Source organism: Metaclostridioides mangenotii, from assembly GCF_017873185.1.
In the GTDB taxonomy this organism is placed as follows: domain Bacteria; phylum Bacillota; class Clostridia; order Peptostreptococcales; family Peptostreptococcaceae; genus Metaclostridioides; species Metaclostridioides mangenotii.
The window spans coordinates 129,997-147,486 of the sequence record NZ_JAGGJX010000003.1; the positions used below are offsets into that span (position 1 = coordinate 129,997).

General features: G+C 29.7%; 22 protein-coding genes, 1 pseudogene and 1 riboswitch. Of the genes and pseudogenes, 20 read left to right on the top strand and 3 right to left on the bottom strand.

Annotation, left to right across the window (positions count from 1 at the left end; all coding sequences use genetic code 11):
- Positions 1 to 5: 5 nt before the first annotated feature.
- The 8 genes and pseudogenes from J2Z43_RS15440 to J2Z43_RS09225 form a co-directional block, all read left to right on the top strand.
- Positions 6 to 168: pseudogene (locus J2Z43_RS15440) on the top strand (ATP-binding cassette domain-containing protein); the annotation flags it as partial.
- A gap of 94 nt (positions 169 to 262) precedes the next feature.
- A complete protein-coding gene (locus tag J2Z43_RS09195) occupies positions 263 to 772 on the top strand; it encodes an HDIG domain-containing metalloprotein (RefSeq protein WP_209456916.1) in 510 nt (169 codons plus the stop codon).
- Between the two features lie 562 nt (positions 773 to 1,334).
- Positions 1,335 to 2,366 carry an XdhC family protein gene (locus J2Z43_RS09200; RefSeq protein ID WP_209456917.1) on the top strand — a complete coding sequence of 344 codons (1,032 nt, stop codon included), beginning with the start codon at positions 1,335 to 1,337 and terminating at the stop codon, positions 2,364 to 2,366.
- A 165-nt stretch (positions 2,367 to 2,531) separates the two neighbouring features.
- Positions 2,532 to 2,711, top strand: coding sequence for a hypothetical protein (locus tag J2Z43_RS09205; RefSeq protein ID WP_209456918.1), 180 nt, complete (start codon positions 2,532 to 2,534; stop codon positions 2,709 to 2,711).
- 25 nt (positions 2,712 to 2,736) lie between these two features.
- Complete coding sequence (locus tag J2Z43_RS09210; RefSeq protein ID WP_209456919.1) at positions 2,737 to 2,979, top strand: hypothetical protein; 243 nt, start codon at positions 2,737 to 2,739, stop codon at positions 2,977 to 2,979.
- Positions 2,966 to 3,106 (top strand): hypothetical protein, encoded by a 141-nt coding sequence (locus tag J2Z43_RS09215; RefSeq protein ID WP_209456920.1) that lies wholly within the window; start codon positions 2,966 to 2,968, stop codon positions 3,104 to 3,106. The genes J2Z43_RS09210 and J2Z43_RS09215 overlap by 14 nt, the downstream gene beginning before the upstream one ends.
- A 218-nt stretch (positions 3,107 to 3,324) precedes the next feature.
- Positions 3,325 to 4,092: a 4,5-DOPA-extradiol-dioxygenase gene (gene ygiD / locus J2Z43_RS09220; RefSeq protein WP_209456921.1), complete on the top strand. Its 768-nt coding sequence runs from the start codon at positions 3,325 to 3,327 to the stop codon at positions 4,090 to 4,092.
- Between the two features lie 135 nt (positions 4,093 to 4,227).
- Positions 4,228 to 4,323: riboswitch (NiCo riboswitch) on the top strand.
- Between the two features lie 102 nt (positions 4,324 to 4,425).
- Entirely contained in the window at positions 4,426 to 5,346 is a 921-nt protein-coding gene (locus tag J2Z43_RS09225; RefSeq protein WP_209456922.1) for a cation diffusion facilitator family transporter, read from the top strand.
- 321 nt (positions 5,347 to 5,667) lie between these two features.
- On the opposite strand, the gene J2Z43_RS09230 is transcribed toward J2Z43_RS09225, so the two are convergent.
- A complete protein-coding gene (locus tag J2Z43_RS09230; RefSeq protein ID WP_209456923.1) occupies positions 5,668 to 5,877 on the bottom strand; it encodes a (2Fe-2S)-binding protein in 210 nt (69 codons plus the stop codon).
- A 183-nt stretch (positions 5,878 to 6,060) separates the two neighbouring features.
- Here J2Z43_RS09230 and J2Z43_RS15445 point away from each other — a divergent pair, with 183 nt between their 5' ends.
- The 7 genes from J2Z43_RS15445 (at position 6,061) to J2Z43_RS09265 (ending at position 12,080) form a co-directional block, all read left to right on the top strand.
- Positions 6,061 to 6,264, top strand: a complete 204-nt coding sequence (locus J2Z43_RS15445; RefSeq protein WP_408631522.1) for a VanZ family protein — start codon at positions 6,061 to 6,063, stop codon at positions 6,262 to 6,264.
- A 171-nt stretch (positions 6,265 to 6,435) separates the two neighbouring features.
- Positions 6,436 to 7,212: an SDR family NAD(P)-dependent oxidoreductase gene (locus tag J2Z43_RS09240; RefSeq protein WP_209456924.1), complete on the top strand. Its 777-nt coding sequence runs from the start codon at positions 6,436 to 6,438 to the stop codon at positions 7,210 to 7,212.
- A 298-nt stretch (positions 7,213 to 7,510) separates the two neighbouring features.
- Positions 7,511 to 8,419 carry a DUF2935 domain-containing protein gene (locus tag J2Z43_RS09245; protein ID WP_209456925.1) on the top strand — a complete coding sequence of 303 codons (909 nt, stop codon included), beginning with the start codon at positions 7,511 to 7,513 and terminating at the stop codon, positions 8,417 to 8,419.
- Positions 8,420 to 8,449: 30 nt separating this feature from the next.
- Positions 8,450 to 9,352, top strand: a complete 903-nt coding sequence (locus J2Z43_RS09250; protein WP_209456926.1) for a DUF2935 domain-containing protein — start codon at positions 8,450 to 8,452, stop codon at positions 9,350 to 9,352.
- A 95-nt stretch (positions 9,353 to 9,447) separates the two neighbouring features.
- Positions 9,448 to 9,813 carry a hypothetical protein gene (locus J2Z43_RS09255; RefSeq protein WP_209456927.1) on the top strand — a complete coding sequence of 122 codons (366 nt, stop codon included), beginning with the start codon at positions 9,448 to 9,450 and terminating at the stop codon, positions 9,811 to 9,813.
- 175 nt (positions 9,814 to 9,988) lie between these two features.
- Positions 9,989 to 10,663 (top strand): response regulator transcription factor, encoded by a 675-nt coding sequence (locus J2Z43_RS09260; RefSeq protein ID WP_209456928.1) that lies wholly within the window; start codon positions 9,989 to 9,991, stop codon positions 10,661 to 10,663.
- A complete protein-coding gene (locus tag J2Z43_RS09265) occupies positions 10,653 to 12,080 on the top strand; it encodes a HAMP domain-containing sensor histidine kinase (protein ID WP_209456929.1) in 1,428 nt (475 codons plus the stop codon). The genes J2Z43_RS09260 and J2Z43_RS09265 overlap by 11 nt, the downstream gene beginning before the upstream one ends.
- A gap of 118 nt (positions 12,081 to 12,198) precedes the next feature.
- On the opposite strand, the gene J2Z43_RS09270 is transcribed toward J2Z43_RS09265, so the two are convergent.
- Together J2Z43_RS09270 and J2Z43_RS09275 are read right to left on the bottom strand one after the other, a co-directional pair.
- Positions 12,199 to 13,032, bottom strand: coding sequence for a DUF1129 family protein (locus J2Z43_RS09270; RefSeq protein ID WP_209456930.1), 834 nt, complete (start codon positions 13,030 to 13,032; stop codon positions 12,199 to 12,201).
- The gene (locus J2Z43_RS09275) at positions 13,022 to 13,372 is read right to left on the bottom strand and encodes a PadR family transcriptional regulator (protein ID WP_234926306.1); all 351 of its coding nucleotides are present in this window, start codon (positions 13,370 to 13,372) and stop codon (positions 13,022 to 13,024) included. The genes J2Z43_RS09270 and J2Z43_RS09275 overlap by 11 nt, the downstream gene beginning before the upstream one ends.
- A 439-nt stretch (positions 13,373 to 13,811) precedes the next feature.
- On the opposite strand from J2Z43_RS09275, the gene J2Z43_RS09280 reads away from it, so the two are divergent.
- The 5 genes from J2Z43_RS09280 (at position 13,812) to J2Z43_RS09300 (ending at position 17,454) form a co-directional block, all read left to right on the top strand.
- A complete protein-coding gene (locus J2Z43_RS09280; RefSeq protein ID WP_209456931.1) occupies positions 13,812 to 14,813 on the top strand; it encodes an ABC transporter substrate-binding protein in 1,002 nt (333 codons plus the stop codon).
- Entirely contained in the window at positions 14,788 to 15,543 is a 756-nt protein-coding gene (locus tag J2Z43_RS09285; protein ID WP_209456932.1) for an ABC transporter permease, read from the top strand. Before J2Z43_RS09280 ends, J2Z43_RS09285 begins: the two co-directional genes overlap by 26 nt.
- The gene (locus J2Z43_RS09290; RefSeq protein WP_209456933.1) at positions 15,544 to 16,230 is read left to right on the top strand and encodes an ABC transporter ATP-binding protein; all 687 of its coding nucleotides are present in this window, start codon (positions 15,544 to 15,546) and stop codon (positions 16,228 to 16,230) included.
- A 305-nt stretch (positions 16,231 to 16,535) separates the two neighbouring features.
- Positions 16,536 to 16,973 (top strand): LytTR family DNA-binding domain-containing protein, encoded by a 438-nt coding sequence (locus J2Z43_RS09295; protein ID WP_209456934.1) that lies wholly within the window; start codon positions 16,536 to 16,538, stop codon positions 16,971 to 16,973.
- Between the two features lie 25 nt (positions 16,974 to 16,998).
- Positions 16,999 to 17,454, top strand: a complete 456-nt coding sequence (locus tag J2Z43_RS09300; protein WP_209456935.1) for a hypothetical protein — start codon at positions 16,999 to 17,001, stop codon at positions 17,452 to 17,454.
- Positions 17,455 to 17,490 lie beyond the last annotated feature (36 nt).

The following is a 17,490-nucleotide window of genomic DNA, read 5'->3' on the forward strand; positions in this document are numbered from 1 at the left end:
AATATATGTGTGTAGGTCAAAAAATTATAAAAGAATATAAAGTTGGTACTATACTACAAATATTGTAAAAAATATATCGATACAAATTAATAAGGGGAAGTTTATTTCAATTATGGTCCGTCTGGATCTGGAAAAAGCACACTTTTGTATATTCTAAGCGGACTGGATATCCAACAAAAGGTAAAATAAATAGTTAATATAAATAGTGCGGAGAAACAGTAGGTACTATTTTGAATTTAGAGGGTCAGATAGGAGAACTATTATGAGGCCAAATAGAGTTAGACAATTTTATATAAATGTAACAGATAAAATGAGCAAATCAGATATAGAGTATGTAAAAGATAGATTAGACGATAACGAAGGAAATTTATTTTTTAAACTTTTAAAATCAGAACAAAAACATAGCGTAAGAATAGCTAGAAATATTGAAGCGATTATTGAGAATAACGAAGTAGATGATGAAGAAATAACTTACAATAAAGATAAGCTTATAAAAATCGCACTTCTGCATGATGTAGGAAAGGCTAGAAAAAAGTTAAACGTAATCGATAAATCTATAATAGTTATATTAGCAAAAATTACAGATCATAAACTTAAGAATGTAAAGTTTTCTAAAAAAGTTCAGTGTTACTACAATCACAGCGAGTACGGTTATGAAATCCTAAAAGATATTGTAGACGATGAGAGAATGCTTTATATAATAAGAAATCATCACAGTGAGCTGGATGATAAAATGATTAATTTTTTTCAAATAATAGATGATAAAAACTGATTACTCAATACAAACAAATCAATTGCAGTAAGTCAATTTTAGACAAAATAGATATAACAATGGCTAGATTTACATGACTCTAACACTAACAGATGAAACATATTCTGTTTTGTGTTCACTGAAGTATCCTGATGATGTAGATGAGCAAAAAGTAGATTTCTATATTGCTTCTTTGTGCCATCTATTATGGATTTAGTTGTACAATTGGTGCTTTGTTTGGAAAGATGTTGCCTTTTGAAGCCCTATTAGTTTGATAGTGCTAGTCGTTATGAAAGATAGAATAAGCATTTGTGATTGTATTAAAAGTAGCTAAAAAAAAATACAATACTCAGTATATTGTCTGGAACGGCGTGCTATATGATTCTAATCCGAACAGTGTTTCCAGTATAGTAAGTTAAATAATTATTTTAATTAAACTAAAATAAAATTATTTTTAAAATAATGTGTTAAAATGATTGTCATATTTAAGCGATAGTGTTATCTTAAAAGTATTGTAATTGTACTTAATTGTATTAATCATAAGAAAAGATGACTAATATATAAGATAGGGGTGTCGAAAACAATGATAGAGTATTATAGACAGGTTCAAGAAATTGATAAAAATAAAGTTGTAATAAACGCTGTAATTTTAGACGGAGAATTTGAGGGAGAAAAAGCGTTATGGAGCGACGAAGAATATAAGTATAAAAGTAAAGATTTAAATATATGGGAAAAGTTAGAGTCTGACATAAAAAACTTAAAAAAAGCACAGAGTTTTGATATCGATGGTTGTAATGTATTTTGTGAAGTTACAAATGGGCAAAATCATCTTATAATTTGCGGTGCAGGTCATATTTCTATACCTCTTATAAAAGTAGGTAAGATGATTGGATTCTATGTAACTGTGATAGACGATAGGTCTAAATTCACAAATAATGTACTTAAGACTACAGATGCAGATAGAGTGATCTGCGATAACTTTATGTCTGCACTTGACAGTGTTGAAGACAATATTAACAACTACTACGTAATAGTTACAAGAGGCCATAAGTACGACCAGGATTGTTTAACAAAAGTACTAAGAAGACCTAATTCATATATTGGAATGATAGGAAGTAAATTAAGAGTTAAAAAAGTAAAAGAATCAGTTATAGAGCAGGGTTTTGAACCTGAAGAACTAGACAATATCTACTCTCCGATCGGTCTGAGAATAGGTGCAGAGACTCCAGAGGAGATTTCTATTTCTATAATGTCTGAAATAATACAGGTTAAAAGCAAGGGCAATAGTAACAGTGGCATAAATAAAGAGTTACTGAATGCAATTTTATCAGAAGATGATTTTAAAATGAAAATGGCAATGGTGACTATAATAAGTAGAAGAGGTTCGGCACCTAGAAATGTCGGATCGAAGATGCTTGTATTTGAAGATGGAACTTTTTTTGGCAGTATCGGTGGAGGTTGTGCAGAGTCAGAAGTATTCCACGATGCTCTAAACTGTATTAGAAAACAGCAGTGTTTAGTAAAAGATGTTGATATGACAGGAAATTCTTATGAAGATGAAGGAATGGTTTGTGGTGGATTTATAAAAGTGTTTATCGATCCTATAAAGATGTAATGTTGATAAGTTAAAGTAGATTTATTTGATAAATTAATATGATTATGTAAAGTTAGATCAGGAATATTTTTGAATTTTTGATCTAACTTTTTATATAAAAAATAAATAGTTATAAAAGTATTGAAACCTCTGTGATACAAAATAAGTATATAATAATATAATATATTGACATATACAGTCAGACTATATATAACTTTTAAGAAGGAGGAAGATTTCGAGAGCCACTGTACTATTTCTGAGGATTTTGGTTGGGGTGGGAAAAATTCAAATATACAATATTTTAAAAAGATAGGTGGAAATATTGACGATGATATTTTTTACTACGTCAAAAGCTATGGAGTATAAGAGGTTGTAAGAGTTTTGGGGATTATTGGCTATATGTTATTTGCCTATATTCAGTGCATTAGTTTCTAATCTTAAATACTTATACCTAACTCCAGGATTGTGGGAAAGAGTAGGCGATGAATTTTGGAGTGTATTTTGGTTTGAGACACCATGGGCAATTATAAGGGGAATATTTGATCTCTTCTTTCCAACAGCAATTATATTTTTCATTATATTATCTATAAAAGTAAAAAGAAAATACAAAAAAATTAAAGATGACGAAATATAAAGAAATTTCAGCTTGCCTTGTTGCAGGAGGTGTTACGGAGCTGATATCTAAAGGTTCTATCTCAATAGACGATAAAAAGAAATTAACCATACTAAAAGAGTCGTTGCTACTGTTAGCCATTAATTAATGTAATTATAAAATTTACCCCAGTCAAGTTGTTTTGATACAACTAGATTGGGGTAAATTTAATTATTATAACAATTAGGATTCTTAAGTTATTATTATGATGTAAATTATGATTAGCTATGACAATTAAATATAAATGATAAAAGATAAAATAAAAAAAATTATAATTGGACAACTAATAAAATAAATTGAAGGATTATAAAAGAGGGGATGATATAAATGAGCCAAGATAGAATGCCAATGATATTTGTTGGACATGGATCACCAATGAACGCAATCGAAGACAACAAGTACACCAGAGGGTGGAAGGAAATTACTAAAAAACTGCCGAAACCTAAGGCTATACTTGCTATTTCTGCCCATTGGTATACTAAAGGTACAAAAATTCAAGATGAGGAATATCCAAAAATGATATACGATATGTATGGGTTTCCAAAAGAATTATATGAAATAGTTTATCCGGCTAGAGGCTCTGTAGATTGTGCGGAGAAAACTATAAAATTACTAAAAAATTCAGTAGAAGTAGATAACTCTTGGGGACTTGATCACGGAACTTGGTCTGTACTTGCTAAAATGTATCCAGGAGCAAATATTCCAGTATATCAAATGAGTGTAGACGGATATGCAAGTAGTAGGGAACACTATGAAATAGGCAAAAACCTAAAAGATTTGCGTAATCAAGGAGTACTTATATTTGCAAGTGGAGATGTAGTGCATAATTTAAGCAAATTGAGTTATATTGATGAAGGTTTTACATGGGCAGAAGATTTTGATCTGTATATAAAGGATTCAATTCTAAATCGTAATTTCGAAAATGTAGTGGATTTTGAAAAACATGAATTGTCTAAGTTAGCAGTACCTACACCAGAGCATTTTTATCCCATTCTTTATACTTTAGGAGCCTACAATAATAGCGATGATATTGAAGTATTTAATGAAGGATGTTTATCTGGGAGTTTGTCTATGACCAGCTATTTATTTAAATAAAATGTATGTTCTAAGATATTATAATGTGAAGTCTTTAAATTTTTTAAAATAAACAATAGGATTGATATAATTAATTGACACAATTCAATTTATTGAATATAATATATAAATACTCTTTGCACTGCATATAAATCTACAGTACAAACTGAGCAGGCTGTGAATATTATATTCATGGAGCCGGGTCACGATAATGTGGCAGCAGATGATGAATTTAACATCTGTGGGACAGTAGTTTACTATTATTGTTCCATAGGTGTTTTTTATTTTGGAATAATAATGATTTAAATTTTTAGAAAGTGCCATAGAGATATTTTAATATCGGAGGTGGCTATTATGAAACAATTAAAATCAAACAATATAAATAGCAAAGAAATTGCTATGAGGGTATCCATAATAAGTATAATAGTAAATATTATTTTATCATTAGGGAAATTGGCTGCTGGTATTATTGCAAATTCCGGGGCTATGATATCAGATGCAATACATTCAGCTTCAGACGTATTTAGTACATTTATAGTAATTATTGGTGTAAGTATCTCAAATAGAAAAGCAGATGACAATCATCAGTATGGACACGAACGTTTAGAGTGTGTCGCGTCAATTATATTGGCTGTAATTTTATTTATTACAGGAATTGGTATAGGTTTTGAAGGTGTTAAAAAAATACTTGAGGTAGATAATAATAAATTACAAGTTCCAGGATTAATGGCGCTAATAGCTGCAGTTGTCTCTATAATAGTAAAAGAATGGATGTACTGGTTTACTAAATCAGCTGCTGAAAAAATCAATTCTGGAGCTCTAATGGCAGATGCTTGGCATCATAGATCAGATTCATTATCATCAGTAGGAGCGTTTATTGGTATCTTTGGCGCTAGGATGGGATATCCGGTTCTAGACTCAGTTGCAAGTGTTGGAATATGTATATTTATAGTAAAAGCATCTTATGAAATTTTTATAGAGTCAATTAATAAAATGGTTGATAAATCCTGTGATATTAATACAGTTCAAAAAATGAAAGATATTATTAAAAGTCAGAGTGGTGTAATTGAAATAGATGACATTAAGACTAGAATATTTGGTTCAAAAATATATGTAGATATAGAAATATCAGCTGATGGAAGTCTAACTCTAGAAGAGGGGCATAAGATTGCTAAAGGAGTACATGACGCTATTGAGATGAATTTTTCTGAAGTAAAGCATTGTATGGTTCATGTAAATCCTGCTGAAGAAAATTCATTAAACTGTACATTATAAAAAATATAACTGTCTTAATATAATAGATTAAATTAAAAATTGAGTAGTGACTAAATAAGGATATTGCTAATCTAAGACAATATCCTTTTAAGTATTATAATGTATTTACCAGACAATTGCAGTTTTTACTATTCTCATTTCACCATAAGAAGTTAGTATTTCAAGAAGCTTAAATGCGACATCTGCGCCAGTTAGAGGGCAGTAAGATGTTATTTTAGTTCCTGTAGAGCGTTGTGGAATATGTTATAAAATTTTTCTTACATCTTATACATTTTCATATTTGTTTGTCCATTAGTACTTCGAATTCATTACTGATTTTTCTTAGGTTAATTCATTAAAAACTTTTACAATATCTTTATAGCAGCAAGTCTTTTTTGGGTTATTTACAGCACAGTTGCTGTTAAGCATAGCACCAGTCGCTTTTATTACAGATTCTACTGAATCAGCTCCATTTTGTATGGCGTTAAATATATCATCTTTCGTTACATTATTGCAGTAACAGACTTTTTCGTTACTATCTTTGTTATACAATTTATACACTTCCTTTATTTTAAATTAAGGTTTAATTATAAATATTTATGTTTTAATAATATAAATTATGTCTATTAATGTCAATGTAATTATAGCTTTTATTAATATTTAAAAGTTTATAATTAAATCTCTAACCTTACATCTTAAAGAGTTTTTTTACAGGCTACTTTTGATGCAATTTTATTGATGCCACTTGGAATTTCCTTACGATATTTTTTTAAGAGAAATTTAAAACAAACTCTTATTATTACATTTTTAGTATCATTATTCTTTGAACTGACTCAATTAACAGGTCTATATGGAATTTATATTGCTCCTTACAGAATATTTGATGTAGATGATTTAATGTTAAATAAACTTGGTGGATATATAGGTTATTTATTTTAGCTCCCGTATTCCTTTATGTTCTTCCAAAAACTGAGGAGTTAGATGGTGATATAGATATCAAAAATCTTGAAGTGGGCTATATTTAAAAGATTCTTTGCATATTTATGTTAAAATGTAATAATTAGGGTATATATAGTTAATACATTAAATATTATTTGGAAGGTGATTTGAATGAATTTATTCGATTTTAAAGATAGAGTAGCAGTAATAGCAGGAGCATCTAGTGGATTAGGAGCAGATGCAGCAAGATCATTTGCTGAGCATGGAGCAAGTGTAGCAATACTAGCTCGAAGAAAAGATAGATTAGATGAGCTTGCAGATGAAATAAATGCTAAAGGCGCTGGAAAAGTATTTACAGTGCAATGTGATGTTTCAGACGAAGAAAGTGTAAAAAAAGCTGTTGATACAATAGTTAATCACTATGGAAAAATAGATATACTCTTTAACAATGCTGGAATAGCTGTCAATGGTAGCGTTGAAACTCTTAGCGATGAAGACTGGGATAAGGCTATAAACGTAAACTTAAAAGGAATTATACACATGAGTAAATACGTTTTACCAATAATGAAAGAAAATAAGTACGGAAGAATTATAAATACAGCTTCTATAAATGCTATATTAGCAGACAAACCAGAAGCATTGTGGAGACATTCATACAATACAACTAAAGCAGGTGTAATTGGGCTAACAAAAGGTATGGCTGCATCGTATACACAATATGGTATTACAGTAAATGCTGTTTGCCCAGGATTGTTTGAATCAGAAATGACAGCAGATACACTTTTTAAAGCTCAAGATTTCTTAAATATGTACAATGCGCTTTGCCCAGCTGGAAGACCGGCTTCTAGAGGAGAATTAAACGGACCATTACTATTCTTCGCTTCTGAAGGCGCATCATACGTAAGTGGACAGTATCTACTAGTTGATGGTGGATTCTCAATAGTATAAAAGCTTCAATTTAAATTTGAATTAATAGAAAACCAGAAGCATTGTAAATGCCTCTTGTTTTTTGTTATAGACTAATCTTAGTTAGAAAACTATATAATAGTTACACCTTGATAAATGATTCATAATAAAGCTAATATGTGAAAGTTTTAGTTTTCCAATAACTAAAGAGTTACTTGAGAATATGTAAATCAATTAAAAATTTAGAAAAGTAAGTTCAATAGAGAATCTCTCCTTTCTGTTGTCATAGATTAATATGTTTAATCATATATAATCTTATGACAAAGAAAGGAGATTTTTTATGATTAATGAACAAAAATACGTTGTATTATCTTTAGAATTACATTTATTTTTTGCACGTATAATGAAAGAGCACGGAATTTTTTTAGAAGCAGGATTTACTCCAAAGGATTCTGATAAGTCAAAAATGGCAGATCAATTTAAACAGCAATTTGAAGGGCTGTTGGATCATGCAGTTAGACTGAGCAATGGAATCGTGAGCAGTGATTTTCTAACATCTGGTGAAATGATTACAGATTATACACTTGGAAGTGAGCAAAAAACAGAAAATTTCACAGGGATTACAATTAACAGAAATATAACTATGATGCAAGCGCAATTACATAGTGGAACCAATCCAAATATTACCCCTGAAATGTATCAAAATGTAAAAAAACTAAATGTTAATGCTAGAATATTAATTGACGCTTTTATTAGTTTCAAAACGATGGTGTTAAATGAAGTGCTCTCTTGTAATATAACGACTTCAAACTATCCACTTATGATTCAGCATTTAATACATGAGATCGATATGTATAGTACTCAATTAATGAGGCTAGAAAGCGGAGAGGATATAGATAAACCAGATGCAAGTCAGACTGAATCTTTCTGGGATCAAGTAATGCTTGAGCATGCTCTTTTTATCAGGGGAATGTTAGATCCAACGGAAAATGATTTAATAAATACTGCAAATGATTTTGCAAAAGAATATAGCCAATTATTAGCTAAATTAGCTCAAGCTGCTGACACAATGATAAATAATATAACTTCTGAGACATTAGCTGAAACAGTAAAGTTTAGGGACTTTAAAGAAGCTGGTGTTAAGGGAATCAATGAATGTAAAATACGTTCTATAATTCAACCTTTACTTGCAGATCATGTTCTGCGTGAAGCGAATCACTATATTAGACTATTAAAAATGATGGGTTAATATAGATTTAATACAAGAAGGAGATTAGATATGATTAGTGATCAAAAATATGTAATTTTATCTTTAGAACTTCATTTATACTTTGGGAGAATTATGAAAGAACACTCACTTTTTTTAGAAGCAGGATTTACACCCAAAAATGCTGAGCACTCCAAAATGGCAGAGAATTATAAACAGCAATTTGAAGCGTTGTTATTACATGCTGTCCAGCTAAGCAATGGTATTGTAAGTAGAGAATCTCTTTCTTCAGGAGAGTTGTTTACAAACTATACACTTGGAAGTGAAGAAAAAACAGAAAATTTCACAGGAATACCAATTAATACAAATATTACAATTATGGAAGAAAAATTGCAAGGTGGAACTAATCCACAAATAACACCACAGTTATTGCAAAATATAATGCAGCTCAATTCAAATGCAAGAATGTTGATAGATGGTTTAATTAATTTTAAAATTATGGTATTAAATGATGTACTATCTTGCAATATCTTTACAGTAAACTATCCTTTGCTAATCGATCATATCTTACGTGAAGCTCAAATGTACAGTACTCTTTTAATGAATATAGAAAATAGAGAAGATATAAACACAGATAGAAAGCAGATGGAGCTTTTCTGGGATCAGATAATGATGGAGCATGCTTTGTTTATAAGAGGATTACTCGATCCAACAGAAAATGATTTAATCAATACAGCTAATGATTATGCAATTCAATTTAATGATTTAATAAATGAAGCGAGGGAGGCTAGTGATGCAACCTTACCTAGCATTACAGGTCAGACGCTAGAAGAGACTATAAAGTATAGAGATTTTAAGGAAGCTGGCACAAGGGGTATAGCGGAGTGCAAAATAAGATCGATTATACTACCATTATTAGCCGATCACGTATTGCGTGAAGCGAATCATTATATTAGACTATTAAATGAAAAATAATAAGTAAAAATTGATATTTCAATACACCATTCATAATTTATTCATAAATATTGTTTAGTATAAACACAAGAATAAATATAAAGGAAGTGTGTTGAATGAAAAAGTCGTTAATAGGTACATTGGGGTTAGGTTTAGTATTAGGCTCTCTTGGGATGAATGTTTTTGCAAATGACAGAGCACCGTTAGATGATCAGATATACAGAAATAATACAAATTCAGCAATTAATACATCAAATCAAGGAACTGCACAAGAAAGTGCAAAATTTGAAACTTTGTATCAAAATATAAGTCAAGCTGAAACTTTAGATAACAATAGTAACAATAACCTAGAAACAAATAGTCCTGATAGAAACAATCAAAATAACTACAACAACCAAGTTAGAGATAATCAAGGCTACGATAACAATAATGGAAACAACAATGGGGGAAATTGTAATGGACCAGGAAGTTGTCGTCGTTAGTAAAAAGTTATTAATTTAAATGCTATAAATTTCAAAAACATCTACACTAAATAATGTGTAGGTGTTTTTATTGATTTCAATTAGAATTAAACTTAAAAATTCATAAAGTATCTACAATTGTATGATATATTTGATTTAAGGATTCCTATATAGAAATAGTTGAGGGAGGATTAAAATGTTTAACATACTTATAGTAGATGATGAAGTTAAGATAACGGAGGTCGTAAAGGCCTATCTTGATAAAGAAGGATATAACTGTACAGTTGCAAATAACGGAACTCAGGCAATGGAGTATTTTTATGAAAATGAGTTTGATCTAGTTATTTTAGATAGAATGCTTCCAGATATAAGTGGAGAAGAAATTTGTGAGAAGATAAGGGAAACATCAAAGGTTCATATAATTATGTTGACCGCTAAAATAGAAGATGAAGATAAAATAGAAGGTTTTAATACTGGTTGTGACGATTATGTGTGTAAGCCATTTAATGTAAAAGAGCTTGTGCTTAGAGCAAAGGCTGTTTTCAGAAAGTTGGATACTGAAGATAGAGATATGATAAAGTTTGGAGATGAATTAGAAATAAACACAGCTTTACATGAGGTAGCAGTCAGAGGACAAATTGTCATTCTTACAAATACGGAGTATAAAATTTTATTGCTTTTGGCTAAAAACCCAAAAAGGATATTTAATCGAGAGCAATTACTAGAACTCACTATCGATGAACACTATGAAAAACTTGATAGAATTATAGATGCCCATATAAAAAACTTACGACAAAAAATAGAAAAGGATACTAAAAAGTCAAAGATTGTTCTAACTGTATATGGAGTAGGTTATAAATTTGGATTATAGAAAAAAGAAGATAAGTTTAAATAAAAGGCTAATTTTAACTCTAGTCTCTGTAATATTATTAGTTGTAGTAACTATTGGGATATCTATAAATAAAGTTCTTGAAAAGAAGTTTAATGATTATATAAGTAAAAACTACGATAAAGAAGTTTTGGGAATATTAAATTCTATAGAATCTGACTATGAAGACGATAAGTGGGATTTTCTTAGCATTAAAAAGCTTGGAAATAATGCTATTTCTAAAGGAATATTTGTAGAAGTATACGATCAAAATAAAAATTTAGTTTGGGGTGCAATGCAGAGCAATAGGAGCAGGTGCCATGAGGTTATGGGAAGTATAAGAAATAATATGAACAACATGCACAATGATTGGAGCGGAGATTACACTGTTGAGTTGCATGAACTTTTCGATGAAAACAATAAACCTATTGGAATTGCAACTGTAGGATCATATGGTTCACTTTATTATATGGATAACGATGTGGATTTTCTAAAGGAAATAAATAAAGTGATAATAATATTAGGAATTATTATGACAGCTTTCACTGTTATAATAGCAATAGTTTTGGCTAATAAAATTTCTAAACCGATAGAAGTTGTTTCAGATATGGCAAATAATATGGGAAAAGGCGGATATAAACAGAAGTTAGAGTATGAAAGTAATATAACAGAGATTGACAATTTAATTTCTTCAATAAATGGACTAGCTCATAAATTAGACGAGCAAGAAAATCTAAGGAAGAGACTAACTACAGATGTTGCACATGAACTAAGAACACCTCTTACAAACGTACAGACACATGTAGAAGCTATGATCGATGGAATATGGGAACCTAGTAAAGAGAGGCTAAATAGCGTAAATGAAGAAGTCATAAGGCTTACGCATTTAGTAAATGAGCTTAAAAATCTAGCTAAGTTTGACAGTGAAAAAAGTAAACTAGAGTTTAGTGAAGTAGATCTTTCTGGTGTTATAACAAATGCAATTTACAACAATCAGGGTTGTGCGCTCGAAAAGAATATAAATATAACTTCTGATATAGAAGGTATAAGCATGTATCTAGATAAAGAGAAAATAACTCAGGTTGTAGTGAATTTACTATCAAACTCTATTAGATATACAAATAAAGATGGCAATATAAATATAAGAGCGTATAGAGAAAATAACAACATAAAAATTCACTTTAAGGATGATGGAATAGGAATACCTAAAGAAAAATTAAACTATATATTTGAGAGATTTTATAGGGTAGATGAATCGAGAAGCAAGGGAACTGGTGGAATTGGTGTTGGACTTACAATTGTAAAGTCTATTGTAGATTTACATCGAGGAAGTATTTATGTAGACAGTGTTGAAGGCAAGGGAAGTGAGTTTGTGGTAATTCTACCTACAATTAATCATAAAATATTTAAAGATAATTAGAAAATTAAGAACATGTAAATAGATTAAAATGTTTATATATGTAAATATTTATTGAAATAAAAAAACCTTTTAAAGTCTTATATCTAGATTAAAAGGTTTTTTTATATTAATTTTATATTTACTTATTATTTTTAATTAGCTTATGTGTAAAGAAATAAAACATAAATAAACTTATAACCAAAGCTGCAACTACAATTGTTTTTCCACTTCTAGACTGAAAATAAGTTGATACTTCTGGAATTCTATAACAGATTGATATTAATGCACTAGTGTATATAACAGATAAAGAGGGTTTAAATAGTTCATTTCCTCGTTTTAAGCAATACCAAGATGCCACAATAAGTAATACTATAATAAATGCTATTCCAAATAGACCATCAATTGTAATAGAAAGTATATTTGGTAAAAGTGAATTTGAAAGAAGTAGTAAAAATACACCTAAAAATGGGACTATATATAATTTAACCTTGTTAAAAGTTTTACCTTCATTTTTATCTTCTTCATAGATAGATTGTTTCACATTATTTAAAATAAACATTACAAATACCGATGTTATTAAAAAACCAACGAATATTTTACCGATGTCAAAGCTTTTATCAGGAGAAACTAAACTTGTAAAAACCGTCATTAGAAAATAAAAACCAAATACAATCATTACATATTTGAATCTTGATAATAATGAAGAAGGAGTTATTTCCTTCATCATTGCATCTGCTACTTCTTTAGGATTTTTACTGAAATAATCAGATGCTGATATACCATCTCTTTGGGCATCTGTCATATCATCAAGTATAACTAATAGTATATCTTCAATTTGATCGTCATCATAAAGAAGCCCACCTTTTAAACGCATATATATTAACAAATCATCATAGTACTCTTCATTTTCACTATTTAACTCTTTTCTTAGCTGATTATTTTTTTCTATTTTATACGTAGTTTTATTTTTCACTATTTTCATCTCCTTTTAATAGATTATTTACACAGTTATCAAGTATCTGCCATTGTTGTGTAAAAATATCGCATTCGATTTCGCCGAGTTCTGTAAGTTTATAGTATTTTCTCTTTGGTCCGTCCGGGGAAGGTTTTGACTCTCCTATGATTAATTTTTTATTTTGGAGTTTTAAAAGCAAAGGATATATAGTTCCTTCTGATACAGCTGAAAATCCAAATTGCTGTAATTTTTCATTCATTTCATACCCATAAACGAAATCTCTTTTTATAATGACTAAAATACAGCCCTCAAGAATGCCTTTAAGCATTTGAGATGATATTTTATAATCGCTTTCCAAGTCGCTTACCTCCTTCATGATACACTATGTTGTTTAACAAAGTAGCTAGATTAATTTTAATTATACATACTTAGCACTATCTTGTAAAGCAAAATAGCTTTTGTTGGTTGTAATAAGAGTGCCTTTAAAGAATCCCGACAACGATAGAAGAACTACTAAATAAAAACTTTGATAAAAAAATTGTATTTGGAGGAATAAATAATTCGGCTGGCACAAGTGTAATACAAGGTATATGGTATAAATATGGAGAAACAAAGGTACACAGATTTATAGATAGTAGTATAATTAAAGAGATGCCAATACAAACTTTTGATTCTATAAAAAAAGTAGAAAATAAATTCAATTTTACATATCCTAATGATGATTGGTTTGCTCATTTAGATTATAATGAATTTATTGATAAATATAATAAAATTACAAGGGTGTAGGAGGAATAAGAATGAAAAAGTTATCAACGTTATTATTAAGTATTGTATTAAGCACAGGTGTACTAGCTGGATGCTCTAATAGTGACAATAATAAAAGCGCTAAAGAGCAACCAAAGCCAGAAACAAAAACTGTAGCAATTGCATCCCCAGATGGTCTACCTACGATGTCTATAGCTAAGCTTATAAAAGAGAAACCAGAAATAAAAGAAAACTATAAAGTTGATTACAGTATAAAAGCAACTCCAGACGAATTGTCTACCACAGTTATGAAAGGAGAAGCAGACATTGCCATAGTACCTTCAAACATGGCTGCAATAGCATATAACAAGACTAAGGACTATTCTATAGCCGGAACTACAGGCTTTGGATCTTTATATTTGGTGTCTACAGAGGACATAAACGGTTATGATGATTTAAAAGGAATGACTATCTTAAATATTGGTAAAGGTATGACTCCAGATATAACTACACAGACAATTTTAAAAGATAGAAATTTAGATGTAAAAAGCGATGTTACCTTAGATTATGTAAATGCAGTTAGTGAATTGGTCCCTATGGTTATTTCAGGTAAAGCAAACATAGCTGTTGTTCCAGAACCAGCGCTTAGCGCTTTGATGACTAAAAAGGAAGATGTAAAAATATTTAAAAATTTAAATGATGAATACAAAGAATTGAATGATTCAAAGTACGGGTTCCCTCAGGCTACAGTAATAGTAAAGACTAGCTTTTTAAAGGATAATAAAGAATTTGTAGAATCGTTTTTAACACAAGTAAATGACAGTGTAGAGTGGGCAAACTCAAATAAAAGTGAACTTGCAAGTTATTGTGCAGAGATAGGAGTTTCTACAGAAAAACCTATGATAGAAAAATCAATAGAGAGAGCTAACTTAAAATATGTACCTATTAGCGATACAAAAAAAGAGTACACTACTTATTATAACTACTTATTTGAGAGTAATCCGAAATCATTAGGAGGAAGTGTACCAGATGAAGGCATCTTCATGGAAAAATAGATCTCAAGTATTTATCGCAACTATTTTGCTTATTGCAATTTGGGAGATCGCAGCAAAGATAATTGACAATAGCATTTATCTGCCAACTGTTGAGACTGTCGTATCCAACTTAGGGGTAATTGTAAGACAAGAGGATTTCTTTCTAAATATTTATTATTCTATGTATAGAACAGTAGTTAGTTTCTTTATAGCTCTGATTTTAGCTTTGATAACGGGTGTTTTATCTTCATTTAACTCACTTATAAAAAATATGTTAAAACCTATAAACGCTTTGGCAACATCTATACCTACTATGATATTAGTGGTGCTATCTCTTATTTGGTTTGATAAAAATAATGCTCCATACATAGTTGGAATTTTTATCGTATTTCCACTTTTGTACGATGCAGTAATTAGCTCGATAGGTGGAGTTGATAAGAATATAGTAGAGATGGCTAAAGTATATAAGGTAAACAAACTAGAGATAATAAGAAAAATTTATTTTCCTGCAATTAAATTTCAGATTTTAGGCATGTTTATATCATCTTTCTCATTGGCATTTAAAGTAGTTATCGCGGGAGAAGTGCATGGGCAGCCAGAGTATGGTATAGGTACAGTTATTCAGTATGAAAAAATGAATTTTAATACAGAAGCTATATTTGCTTGGATTGTAATAATTGCTTTAATTTCATTTGCATTAGAAAGGATACAAACTTTTAGTAGAAAATCATTGTTTAGGTGGATGGCGTAGATGGATATTGTTATAAAAAATTTAAATAAAAGTTATGGTGAAAAGACAATATTTAAAAACTTTGAAATAACTTTTAAAGAAAATGAAGTAAATACATTAGTAGGTAAATCTGGTTGTGGAAAAACTACACTTCTTAAAATTATTTCAGGGATGGAGAATAAAGATGGCGGAGAAATTGAAGGTGCTGATTTAGGCTCTATAAGTTATATATTTCAAGAAGATAGGTTAATCGATTGGCTTACTGTAGAAGAAAATATAGAATTTGTATTAAAAAACGATTACAATAAACAAGATGTTAAAAAAATTTGTGAGAAGTACCTAAAAATGGTTGGGATAGAGGAGTATAGAAATTTTTATCCTCAAAAACTAAGTGGAGGTCTGAGACAAAGAGTTAATATAGCTAGAGCACTTTCAAAGCCTTCTAAACTTATAATTATGGATGAACCGTTTAAATCTATAGATATTATTAATAAAATGGATATAATGAGCTCTTTTAAAAGCATAATATCTAGAGAAAAGAGAACTGTGCTATTTGTTACACATGATATTGAAGAGTCAGTATACTTTGATGGATTTATCTATGTTCTAGGGGAAAGCCCTGTCACAATTAAAAAGTATTACATAAATATCGAGGATAATCTAGATATAAGAGAAGAGATAAAGGAAGATATAATAAAAACTATATAGATTTGTAAAGGTTTAAAACAATTTAGACAGATTAAGAAGATCCAATAGAACATATGAAATACTTTATGTTGTACTGGTTCTTTTTATTTTTTAGTATCAAACTTTCTACTTAGATCTATTTTAAAAATGGCATAATTTTTGAACTGGCAACTTAGAATCAGTATTTGGCACCTTACAGTATTGCTAGTTGTAATAAATAAATTAGCAATGTATACTCAATTTATTATATAAATACTTTTAATTATAAAATGCTAGTCAGAAGCAATACAGATAAAATCTGAACGATTATTATACGCGGAGGATCTATGAAAATTATAGTTGAACATACTTCTTGTGAAGAGAATAAAATCATATTACAATGTGCTCATTTAGATGATGAAATGATTGATATATTAGCATTTCTAAAAGACAGGACTACAAAGTTAGTAGCACATAGAGATGGTGAAGTTTTTATGTTAATGCCAGATGAAATTTTCTATGCAGAAACTCTAGATGGTAAGACTATACTTTATACTGAAGATGATATTTTCGATTCACAGGATTCACTAGCTCATTTAGAAAATAAGTATACAGATATGGGATATATACGAATTGGGAAATCACAGCTAGTTAACTTGAAATATATTAAAAAATTAAGAAGTATGTCTAATAGGCGGATAGAAGTAACTCTTAAAACAGATGAAAAATTAATCGTCTCGAGACACTACGTACAAGAATTTAAAAGTAAATTAGGAATCGTATAATACAAAGTAATAAGGAGGATTTTAAATGGAAGGTAAAAAAGCTTTTGATTTTATTCAGAGGTATTATCTATTTATTTATGAAGCAAAGACAACTTCGGGAGTTTATTTTTTGGCATTTTCAGTCTTGTATTTGTTTTTAGGTCTAGCAGTTCCAGAAAAAATAACTATAGATTTATTTACAGCTATACAAATGATGATTGCATGTTTCTTAATAGGTTTTAGCCAACATATAATTATTCCCTATGAGAAAGTCACAGTTAAACGAGCCTTTATATGGATGGTATTTTCGATTATTGTTACATTTGGATTTTCTTTAGGCTTTGCTTGGTTTGTAGGTTTCCCTAAGTGGTGTGCGGTTGTATTTTATACATTTATGATATGGGGATTTGCAATGATGTGGCTTGCTGTTAAATGGCATTCAGAAAAAGAAAATAAAAAATTAAACGAAAATCTTAAAGCTTATCAGAAAAGATTACTGTAATATATAAATAAAAAATATAATAATTTGAGGGGGAAA

Coding starts and splice junctions, on each gene's coding strand:
- J2Z43_RS09195 (WP_209456916.1), top strand. CDS start 263: ATGAGGCCAAATAGAGTTAGACAATTTTATATAAATGTAACAGATAAA.
- J2Z43_RS09200 (WP_209456917.1), top strand. CDS start 1,335: ATGATAGAGTATTATAGACAGGTTCAAGAAATTGATAAAAATAAAGTT.
- J2Z43_RS09215 (WP_209456920.1), top strand. CDS start 2,966: ATGACGAAATATAAAGAAATTTCAGCTTGCCTTGTTGCAGGAGGTGTT.
- ygiD (WP_209456921.1), top strand. CDS start 3,325: ATGAGCCAAGATAGAATGCCAATGATATTTGTTGGACATGGATCACCA.
- J2Z43_RS09225 (WP_209456922.1), top strand. CDS start 4,426: ATGAAACAATTAAAATCAAACAATATAAATAGCAAAGAAATTGCTATG.
- J2Z43_RS09240 (WP_209456924.1), top strand. CDS start 6,436: ATGAATTTATTCGATTTTAAAGATAGAGTAGCAGTAATAGCAGGAGCA.
- J2Z43_RS09245 (WP_209456925.1), top strand. CDS start 7,511: ATGATTAATGAACAAAAATACGTTGTATTATCTTTAGAATTACATTTA.
- J2Z43_RS09250 (WP_209456926.1), top strand. CDS start 8,450: ATGATTAGTGATCAAAAATATGTAATTTTATCTTTAGAACTTCATTTA.
- J2Z43_RS09255 (WP_209456927.1), top strand. CDS start 9,448: ATGAAAAAGTCGTTAATAGGTACATTGGGGTTAGGTTTAGTATTAGGC.
- J2Z43_RS09260 (WP_209456928.1), top strand. CDS start 9,989: ATGTTTAACATACTTATAGTAGATGATGAAGTTAAGATAACGGAGGTC.
- J2Z43_RS09280 (WP_209456931.1), top strand. CDS start 13,812: ATGAAAAAGTTATCAACGTTATTATTAAGTATTGTATTAAGCACAGGT.
- J2Z43_RS09285 (WP_209456932.1), top strand. CDS start 14,788: ATGAAGGCATCTTCATGGAAAAATAGATCTCAAGTATTTATCGCAACT.
- J2Z43_RS09290 (WP_209456933.1), top strand. CDS start 15,544: ATGGATATTGTTATAAAAAATTTAAATAAAAGTTATGGTGAAAAGACA.
- J2Z43_RS09295 (WP_209456934.1), top strand. CDS start 16,536: ATGAAAATTATAGTTGAACATACTTCTTGTGAAGAGAATAAAATCATA.
- J2Z43_RS09300 (WP_209456935.1), top strand. CDS start 16,999: ATGGAAGGTAAAAAAGCTTTTGATTTTATTCAGAGGTATTATCTATTT.